Here is a 9304-nt window from a genome sequence, read left to right on the forward strand (position 1 = left end):
GCGCGGCGCGGCTCTCGCCGGACGCCCGCTGGCCGGACGCCCGCTGGCCGGACGCCCGCTGGCCCGAAGCCGGCGCCAGCCGCGGCGAGCCGGGGAGCGCCACGGCGTCCGTGAGGTCCACCCCCGTGTCGCCGAGACCGGCGTAGTCGAGCGTCTTCGTGAGCCGGCCGCCACGGACCGCGGCGGCGGCGTCGGCGTCCGCGAGCGCCACCCGGAGGGTCTGCTCGACCTCGGTCTCGACCGACTCGCTCACCGGGTGGCCCAGCTGCCTGAGCTGCTCGGCGTCCAGATCGGCCTGCGCCTCGCGCAGGGCCGATCCGATCGCGAGGAACCGCTCGAGCTCGTCCGCGTGGTGGCGCGCCATCTGGTTGAGCAGCCAGGCGGCGGTGGACGGCTTGCGCAGCCGGCCGATCGCCAGCGACAACTCCCTGTCCCCCGCGGCCTTCGCCTCCTTGGCGCGCTCGTTGCGGGCGCCGGTGAACTCCCCCGGCGGCATGCCGTAGAGCTCCACCACCACGTCGGACAGGACGTCGGACACGACGTCGGCCGCGCCTTCGCCCGGACCACCCTCACCCATGCGGCCACTGTCCACACCCGCGGACGGCGCGGTCACCGCTACGTCGGGGGTCCGGCGGCCCCAATGCGCTTGTCCCCCGTTCCGGCGCCGCCCTAACGTGCCGCCGTGGATCTGTTCTCACGGTCGTGGACGGCGTTGCGCGCGGCGGTCGGCAAGCTCTCCGACCAGGACCTCAAACAGCCGTCCGGCTGCACCGGCTGGCTCGTGCGGGACCTGGCGTGCCACCTGATCATCGACGCGCAGGACGTGCTGATCACTCTCGTCACCCCCGCCGAGGCGGAGCCGACCCGGGACGCGGTGACCTACTGGGAGGTTACGAGAACGCCGCCGACCGGCGACGACCCGCTGGACGCGCTGACCGTCCGGCTCGCCGCCGCGTACGAGGAGCCGTGGTTGCTGAAGTTCCACCTCGACGATGTCGGTTCCGCCGCCGGACGCGCCGCTGAACTCGCCGACCCGAACCTCCGGGTCAGCACCCGCGATCAGGTTCTCACCGCGGGCGACTACCTCGCCGCGTACATCCTGGAGTGGACGTTGCACCACCTCGACCTGATCGCACACCTCCCGGGCCTCGCGGACCCGCCCGCAGAAGGACTCGCCCGGTCACGCGAGATGCTGGAGACGATCGCCGGAGCCAGGTTCCCCGGGTCGTTCTCCGACAGGGATGCGCTGCTGGTCGGCACCGGACGGCGCGTCCCGACGGACGCCCAGAAGGCCGACCTGGGCGAGCTGGGCGAGCTGGCTGCGAAGCTCCCACTCGTCCTCGGCTGACGGGCTCAGTGCCCGAGTCACGTGCGACTCAGTCGCGTGGTGACCCCTTTTCGGGGTCCGAACGCGACTGAGTCGCGCCCACAGGACAGGTGCACCCGCACAGTCAGTCCCGAAAGCTTGAACCGAGGCCCTGGGTCTCAGCGTGCGAGGCGACGCGTGGACCAGGTACACGGGGAAGCTCATCGCCACGCGAGGCACGGACGCGGGTCGGCTCTGGGTGCAGGCCGACGCCGCGGCGAACCTCCTCGACCGGGCGTCGTGGGTGGAGACGCCCGAGCCGGTGTTCTTCACGCACGAACCGACGCGGCGCTACGGCCCGGGGCACAACTCGTTCGCGGTCGCCGAGGACGGCGTGACCGGCGTCCTCGTCTACTACGCGCGCGACTACCGCGACGTCGTGGGCGACCCGCTCTTCGACCCGAATCGTCACACCCGCGTGCAGAAGCTGTACTGGCACCCTGACGGCACACCGCTGGTCGGCGTGCCCGTCGGCCCGGGCGGACCGACCGTCGGGCTCTCACCGGCCGACGCCCCGGCGGCGTTCGTCCGGCACCTGGACGACGTCGTCCGCGTCGACTCCGGCGTCCGCCGGCTCGCCGACACGCAGTTCCGCTTCGTTCCCGGCCTCGCCGGCGGCGCAACCGAGTCGATCCAGTCCGTCAACCTGTCCGACCGCTACGTGCGCGTCGCCGGCGAGGCGGTGCCCTCGCCCCGGTCGAACCCGGGACCGCCTTCGCCGGGCAGGCGAGTTTCCGCCGGATCCACCGCCCGGACGGCATCTCGCTCCAGCTCGCCGGCGATGCCACGAAATACCTGCGCCACGACCGGGGCCTGCTGCTGGCCGGCCCCGGCGGCGCCCGAAACACCCTCCGCCGCAGCTGATCTGGGACCGGATGGGCGTTGTGGCAGGATACCCGCATGGAACGTGTGCTTGGAGTCGGCGGGTACTTCCTGCGGGCCGCCGACCCAGTGGCCCTGGGTGCGTGGTACCGCGATTGCCTGGGCCTGGACGCCGATGAGAACGGCATGTGGCGTCAGGAAGCCGGCGTGACGGTGTTCGCGACCTTCGAGTCGGGGACCGAGTACTTCGGCTCCCGCTCCCAGCAGACGATGCTCAACTTCCGTGTCCGCGACCTGGATGCGATGCTCGCGCAGTTGCGCGCCATGGGCGCGGACGTGGCCAAGGAGACTCAAGACATGCAGGGTGTCGGCCGATTCGGCTGGGTCACCGATCCTGAGGGCAATCGGGTCGAGCTCTGGCAGCCCAGCTGACAGTGTCTTCACGCATGCGGCGACCCGGCTCCGCTACGAACGTTCGCCGGGCACGTATCTCGACGCCGTGGCGGGCACCGCAGCGTGCCACGACCGCCCGGCGGAGCCCGCCTCGGGAAGGCGCTGCTTGCTGGAGATGGTCACGGCGGACCGTTGCCGCCATCGAAAACCGGCGGACCGTGGTTCACCTTGCCGTCACGCTGGAAGAGCTTCTGCGCGACGCGCCCGGAGGCCTCCGGCGTGCCGGGAAGTCGAATCGTGACGAGGAGACCGCCGTCGGGGCGGGGTGCGAGGTCGAGGGTCCCGTCGTGCGCCTGGACGATGCTGTGCACGATGGCCAGCCCGAGGCCGACGCCGACATGCTCGTCCGTGCGTATGCGTTCCGTTCCGCGCTGGAAGGGTTCTATCAGGGTCGGTACCACTTCCGGTCGGAGAGGAAGGCCCGTGTTCTCGACCCGCAGCAGGCTCGCGTAGTGCTGCGGTTGGGTGTGGACCGTCACGGTACCGCCGTCGGGAAGGTTGTGGATGATGGCGTTCTGGACGAGATTCATCACCATCCGCAGCAGGAGCTCCGGGGAGCCGACGGTCTGTGTTGTCTCGCCGGTGACCTGCAGCGTGATCCCGCGCTGTTCGGCGAGGGGAAGCAGTGTTTCGGCGGCTTCCTCGGCCACGAGTGAGAGGTCGACGGGCTCGCGGGTGAAGCTTCTGCGGTTGCCCCGGCTGAGCAGCAGGAGGGCCTCGGTGAGGTTGATCGCCCGCGCGTTGACGGTGTAGAGACGTTCGATGAGTTCACCCTGGTCCCGCATCGGGTCGTTACGGGCGACGTCGAGGAGCGTCTGCGAGATTGCCAGCGGGGTGCGCAGTTCGTGGGAGGCGTTCGCGGCGAATCGCTGCTGTTGGGTGACGTGGGACTCGAGTTGTTCGAGCATGGTGTCGAACACGTCGGCGAGTTCGCGGAATTCGTCGTGGGGGCCTTCCATGCGGATCCGATGGGACAGTGATCCGTTCGAGGCCAACCGTGCCGCGTCTCCGATCCGTGTCAGCGGTGCGAGCATCCGGCCGGCGAGGATCCATCCGCCCAGGAGACCGAACACCAGCAGGAACACCACCATGGCGCCCGCCTTCGGAGCGAACGCGCGCAGGAGGTCGGAACGGTTGGGAATGAACGGAGGCCCGGGGCCGAAAGCCCGACGGTGACCCAACCCGTCGACGGCGGGTGTGATGATCGCGCCGTCGGGAACGTAGCGCAGCAGGAATACCCATACCACGGCCAGCAGGAGGGCACCGGCGAGGAGGATGACTCCGGCGTAGCTGATGGTGAGTTTCAGGCGGGCGCTGAGCCCTGGGCGTCTATTCATGAGCACTGGCAGGGTGGGCGGTGTCGATGCCGGTGCCGGTGTCGGTGCCGGTGTCGGTGCCGGTGTCGATGCGGTAGCCGACGCCCGGCACCGTGGCGATGAGCCGTGGTGTGCCGAGGCGTTTGCGCAGGGCGGAGATGGTGATGCGGACGGCGTTGGTGAAGGGGTCGGCGTTCTCGTCCCAGGCCCGCTCCAGTAGCTCCTCGGCGTTGACGACACCGCCTTCGGCTGCGACGAGGACTTCCAGCACGGCGAACTGCTTGCGGGTGAGCGCGACGTAGCGTCCGTCGCGGAAGACCTCACGGCGGAAAGGGTCCACCCGCAGGCCCGCGAGCTCGCGAACCGGAGGCCGGGCGTGCGCGCGCCTGCGGTCGAGTGCCCGCAGGCGCATGACGAGCTCCCTGAGGTCGAACGGTTTCGTGAGGTAGTCGTCGGCGCCGAGCCCGAACCCCGCAACCTTGTCATCGATCCGGTCGGCGGCGGTGAGCATCAGGATCGGGGTGCCGCTGCCGGAGGCGACGATCCGCCGAGCGATCTCGTCGCCGGAAGGACCCGGAATGTCGCGATCGAGGACCACGAGGTCGTACGGGTTGACGCCGAGCAGCTCCAGCGCGGTGTCGCCGTCGCCGGCGATGTCGGCGGCGATCGCCTCCAGCCGGAGACCGTCGCGGACAGCCTCAGCCAGGTAGGGCTCGTCCTCCACGAGCAGCACGCGCATACCCGAAGCCTAGGCAGCATCGCATATCGCCGACATATGCAAGCGGGACACGTCACCCTGGCGCAGTGACCGCGATCCGCCACCCAGGTTTCGGATCAGGTTGCAGCTGCCTGGGACCATGACCGCCACCAGCGGCGCGACGCCAGCGCGGCAAGCCCGGCGCCGGCGGTGTTGAGCAGTACGTCGTCCACCGAGGACACCCGGTCCAGCCGCAGGACGTACTGGGCGGCCTCGACCAGGACCGAGCAGCCCGCCCCGAGCGCCATGATCCGCGGAACCGACGCCAGCGTCGCGAACCGCAGCGGGGCGAAGAACCCCAGCGCCGCGAACACCAGGAGGTTGCCGCCGATTCCGAGCGGCCCCATCGTGACGAGGTCCCGCAGCGGCACCAGGCTCATCCGGCCGGGGACGACGCCGGCCCCCGATCCCGGCATCATGGTCATCCATACGAACGGCACCGTCCCGTAGACCATGCCCACCTCGGCCAGGGACGTCCGCCACGCCGATCGGACGCCGCCGGCACGCCGACGGCACGCCAGAGCCCACACCACCAGAGCGGCCAACGGCAGCGCGACCAGCGTCATGAGCACCACGCCGTTCTCCGTGTCGAAGCACCCGTGCCACCGCCCGCGCGCGCACCTCGGAGCGGACATCATGAGCGGCCGCCGCACAGCGAACGCGGCGCACGCCGCGCCGAGGATCGCCAGGCTCAGAGGCACGATCGTGCGCGTACGGCGGAGCGGTGCTGACAGGGACTCGCTGCGGTTCACGCCCCCATCAAAGCCAAGGAGCCGTTGCTGTGGCGTATGCGATTTTCCCTACGCCCGCGATATGTCGCGCTCACGACCCTTCTCCGGCACGGCGCGCGTCGCCGCACCGAGGCGCCGCACCGAGGAGCCCCCAAAAGCAAAGCGACTCAGTCGTGTTGTGACCCCGAGAACGGGTCACAACACGACTGAGTCCATCCGGCGCCCGGGTGGGGCTGGCTAGCTGGAAGCCTTACGAGCTGTCGTCACGATGGTGGCGGCGTCGCCCGATGTCAGGATTCCGCGCTGGACCGCCGTGTTCGCCTCGGCCTGCACCTTGGCGACGTAGTCGGCGTGCGTGGGGTAGAGACGCTTCAGATCCGGTTCGGACGTCAGCTTTCCGGCCAGATCGGACGGGTCGTCGACGTTGTGCAGGTCCCAGGGATCGGCGTCACTGTTCCACGGGTCGACGGAGCCGAACAGGCCGCACGCGAACCCGAACCCGGTCGTGCTGTGCTGCCCGCTCAGGGTTCGGGTGGGCACCGTGACGTCGGGCAGCCGGAGCCCGCCGAGAGCGAGCCCGGTGGCGGGATCGCGAGAGATCTGCCCGTTCACCACGGTGATGTTCGGGACCACGGCCGGCGCGCTGCCCGTCCGGGTCCACCGGTTCAGGGCGGCCAGCCCGGCGTTCACGCCGAAACGCCCCGGCCCGTCGTTGGGCGGCGCCGTGTCCGCACCGCAGTTCAGATCGGGAATGTCCGCCGCGTAGCTGTGCTCGGCGAGCGCCGAGGTTCCCTGCAGCAGCCACTTGTCCGCGTGTGACGTGCCGGTGATCTCCCAGGTGTGCACCCTGGCGGAGTTCGGCTGCCGGGCCGCGAGGTGCATGAGCACGTCAGACTCGGTCTCCACCAGGAACGTCGGAGCCGACAGGTCCGTACGGATGCGCGTCGGGTTCGGCATCGAGGTGTCCCCCGACGAGCCCTCCAGCGGCGCGCCGGACGCGAAGTTGCTGTGGATCAGATGTCCGTCGAACACCTTGGCCACCGGCGCGACCGCGTCCACGTACGTGGTCATCCGGACCGCCGACTGCGACTCGCCTACCGCGATCAGCTTGGTGGGCTTCAGGCTTCCCAGCGGATTGGGGCCGTTGGGGGTGCGGAGCGCCTGGCCGACCTGGGAGAAGATGTCGTACGAGTACTCGTCACCCGGATGGGTGAGGGTCCCGTAGCGCGCCGCATCCCAGCCCTTCAGCGCGGCGAAGAACGGCAGGCCGCCGTCGACCCCGGCCTTCTGCGCCGAGACACCGACGTAGGCGTAGCCGGAGCGCACGAGCTCGTCCTTCATCGTGACCCAGTCCGCGGGCACGTCGATCTGGCCGGTGACGTTGAACCACTCGACCACGACGGTCCCGTTGAACTTCGCAGCGTCGCTCGGGCGCTCCACGAGGATCCGGGTCTTGTAGGGGGCCTTGCTCGCGGGGGTTACCGCCCACTTACCGTCGGAGCCGAACGTGCCGGACTTCTTGTAAGCCGTCGCGGTGCCGCTCAGGAAGAACTCCCCCTCCGTGTAGCCCTTCGCGGCGGCCGACGCCGCGTCGGACATGAACGGGAAGCCGTGGGTGCCGGCCGGTGGCGTGGTGATCGTCGGCACGGCGACCGCTGCATCGGCAGGGGAACTCAGCGACAGGACGCCGAGACCGGCAGCGGTGATTGCTAATATCGCCACTGGCGCGGCGGCCAGTGTGCCGCCCCAGCGGCTGCGGGAAGGTCGAAAGACGCGAGAGATCATCTCCGGAACTCCTCAGTCAGGGAATCGGTGAACCGGGAAACCGAATGGCGTTCGCTGGACGAGCGTACAGCAAGAGCGGGACGAGCGCACGGCACCGCCGGCACCCACGTATGATCCCGAAGTGCCACGCTCCACGCCGGGAACGCCGTCCGCATCATCACCACCGGGGCGCAGAGGGCCACGCCGGAGCCCGACTGAGGACGCAGCGAACCGCCTGGCACTCCTGAGCGCCGCCGTGCAGCTCATGCTGGAAGAGGGGTACACGGCCGTCACCACTCGGCGCGTCGCCGCCAAGGCCGGCCTGAAGCCTCAGCTCGTCCACTACTACTTCAGCTCGATGGACAACCTGCACCTGACCCTCCTGCAGCGGGGTGAGACCGCGGCCCTGGAGCGGCAACGGCAGGCGCTGGAATCACCCCAGCCGCTGCGAGCCCTCTGGGCCCTCAACACCGACCCTGTCGTGGGGAGGGTCGCCAGCGAGCTCATGGGCCTGGCCAACCACCGCAAGGCCATCCGGGCCGAGATCGCCGCCGTCGCCGAACGGCTCCGCGCAGCCCAGGTGGACGCCGTCGGGCGGGCACTCGCGCGCTACGGCGTGGACACCGAGGAATTCCCCGTCGCCGCCGTGCTCGTCCTCATCTCGAGCCTGTCACGAGCCATGGTGATGGAGCAGTCACTGGGCGTGAGTACGGGCCACGCCGAGACGCTCGCCCTCGTCGAGCGGTACCTGACCCAACTGGAGGGCGAGGCCCCTCACGCTACCCCGGGTGCAGCCGCCGAATTGACCGGACTTGGCCGAAATTTGCACGCATAAGGGGCTTCCGTGCTTGTCCACCCGAGTCGCGTTCTGTTACCTTCCCGCATCGTCCGGACCTGACGATTCGGATGGCGGCTCCCGGTCCTGCCGGGGTCGCGCAATCTCTGACGAAGGGCTTCCCTGGCTCATGGCCTTTGCGACATTTCTCCCCACCAAGCGCCTCGCAGCAGCCGGTGCCGCGACCCTGATGGGCCTGGCGATGGGCTGGACGGCTGCTGCGGCTCCGGCTTCCGCCCAGACGTGCTCCGACGTTCACATCGTGTTCGCCCGCGGAACCCTCGACCCCGGCATCGTCGGCACTCCGTTCGTCGCCGCGCTCAAGAAGCGGCTGGCCGGCAAGAACGTGACCAACTACGACGTGGACTACGCGGCGGACGTCCTGCAGACCAGTGCCGGCGCAGGCGCCACCAACATGACGAAGAACATCAAGGAGGTCGCGGGGCGCTGCCCGAACACGAAGTTCGTGATCGGCGGGTACTCGCAGGGCGCGACGGTGACGGACATCGCCATCGGCGTCAAGACGCTCCTCGGCTCGGGTGAGAGCATCCCGACCAACCTGCAGGACCGCATCAAGGCCGTCGCGGTGTTCGGCAACCCGCTGAAGCTGGTGCTCGGCGACATCGGGCGTGACGCGCCGGCGTACAAGGACAAGACTATGGACATCTGCAACAACGGTGACCCCGTGTGCGCGTCCGGCTTCGACGTGACGGCGCACCTGCTCTACGGGCTCAACGGTGCCACGGACAAGGCCGCCGACTTCGCCGCCCAGAAGGTCAACGCGGGCTGACCCCAAGACTTCTCGTCTGAGGATCATTCGCGTGGCCTGACGGCGCCGAGTGTGAACACGGCTGAGGCGCTTCCGACGTCATCTTCTACCCAGATGATGTTGGGAGCGCCTCAGCCGTCGCTTTGGGCGGCCAGCGAGGCGCGACCCCCGTCAACCAACGCGTACGTCAGACGCGATCCGCCACCCGCCACTGCGCCCGCGGATGCCTACTTCATCCCGGCAACTTCGAGGACACCTTGGAAGTTCCGCGGGCCCTGGGCCCCTACGGGGACGGAACAACTAGGATGTAGGCGTTGACGATGTCGTCCGGGTACTCGCCCGCGTTGAGTTGGACTCGCCTCGGCTTGGCCGTCGCCGAGAAGGCTGAGTTCGAAGTCTCCTCGGACCCCGAGCAGTTGATCTCCCCGCGCTGGATCTCTTCCCCCGATTCCTCCGAGTAAGTGAGCACATAGAGGCTTATGCGAAACCCT

Annotated in this window: 11 protein-coding genes; 5 read left to right on the forward strand and 6 right to left on the reverse strand. The window is 69.4% G+C overall.

From position 1 onward, the window contains the following. Positions 1-577, reverse strand: a 577-nt coding sequence (locus tag AC08OU_RS18855) for a hypothetical protein (protein WP_476605431.1), incomplete at its 3' end; no start/stop codon positions are given. Positions 578-682: 105 nt separating this feature from the next. Here AC08OU_RS18855 and AC08OU_RS18860 point away from each other — a divergent pair. From AC08OU_RS18860 to AC08OU_RS18870, 3 genes are all read left to right on the forward strand, one after another. Then, on the forward strand, positions 683-1348 hold the full coding sequence (locus tag AC08OU_RS18860) for a maleylpyruvate isomerase N-terminal domain-containing protein (RefSeq protein ID WP_476605432.1): 666 nt from the start codon (positions 683-685) through the stop codon (positions 1346-1348). A 142-nt stretch (positions 1349-1490) separates the two neighbouring features. Continuing rightward, entirely contained in the window at positions 1491-2399 is a 909-nt protein-coding gene (locus AC08OU_RS18865; protein ID WP_476605433.1) for a family 43 glycosylhydrolase, read from the forward strand. Next, positions 2318-2620, forward strand: coding sequence for a VOC family protein (locus AC08OU_RS18870; RefSeq protein ID WP_476605434.1), 303 nt, complete (start codon positions 2318-2320; stop codon positions 2618-2620). Before AC08OU_RS18865 ends, AC08OU_RS18870 begins: the two co-directional genes overlap by 82 nt. A gap of 140 nt (positions 2621-2760) precedes the next feature. On the opposite strand, the gene AC08OU_RS18875 is transcribed toward AC08OU_RS18870, so the two are convergent. From AC08OU_RS18875 to AC08OU_RS18890, 4 genes are all read right to left on the reverse strand, one after another. Continuing rightward, on the reverse strand, positions 2761-3978 hold the full coding sequence (locus tag AC08OU_RS18875; RefSeq protein ID WP_476605435.1) for a sensor histidine kinase: 1218 nt from the start codon (positions 3976-3978) through the stop codon (positions 2761-2763). Continuing rightward, positions 3971-4696, reverse strand: a complete 726-nt coding sequence (locus AC08OU_RS18880; RefSeq protein WP_476605436.1) for a response regulator transcription factor — start codon at positions 4694-4696, stop codon at positions 3971-3973. The genes AC08OU_RS18875 and AC08OU_RS18880 overlap by 8 nt, the downstream gene beginning before the upstream one ends. A 95-nt stretch (positions 4697-4791) precedes the next feature. Continuing rightward, the gene (locus tag AC08OU_RS18885) at positions 4792-5415 is read right to left on the reverse strand and encodes a VanZ family protein (RefSeq protein WP_476605437.1); all 624 of its coding nucleotides are present in this window, start codon (positions 5413-5415) and stop codon (positions 4792-4794) included. A 267-nt stretch (positions 5416-5682) separates the two neighbouring features. Then, entirely contained in the window at positions 5683-7230 is a 1548-nt protein-coding gene (locus tag AC08OU_RS18890) for an alpha/beta hydrolase domain-containing protein (protein WP_476605438.1), read from the reverse strand. 121 nt (positions 7231-7351) lie between these two features. On the opposite strand from AC08OU_RS18890, the gene AC08OU_RS18895 reads away from it, so the two are divergent. Both AC08OU_RS18895 and AC08OU_RS18900 read left to right on the forward strand, forming a co-directional pair. Further along, positions 7352-8044, forward strand: coding sequence for a TetR/AcrR family transcriptional regulator (locus AC08OU_RS18895; RefSeq protein ID WP_476605439.1), 693 nt, complete (start codon positions 7352-7354; stop codon positions 8042-8044). A gap of 130 nt (positions 8045-8174) precedes the next feature. Next, entirely contained in the window at positions 8175-8834 is a 660-nt protein-coding gene (locus AC08OU_RS18900; protein WP_476605440.1) for a cutinase family protein, read from the forward strand. A gap of 262 nt (positions 8835-9096) precedes the next feature. Here AC08OU_RS18900 and AC08OU_RS18905 read toward each other — a convergent pair. Next, positions 9097-9304: hypothetical protein (locus AC08OU_RS18905; protein ID WP_476605441.1), on the reverse strand; the 208-nt coding region annotated here is incomplete at its 5' end.

This window comes from Frankia sp. CcMO1, assembly GCF_977945845.1.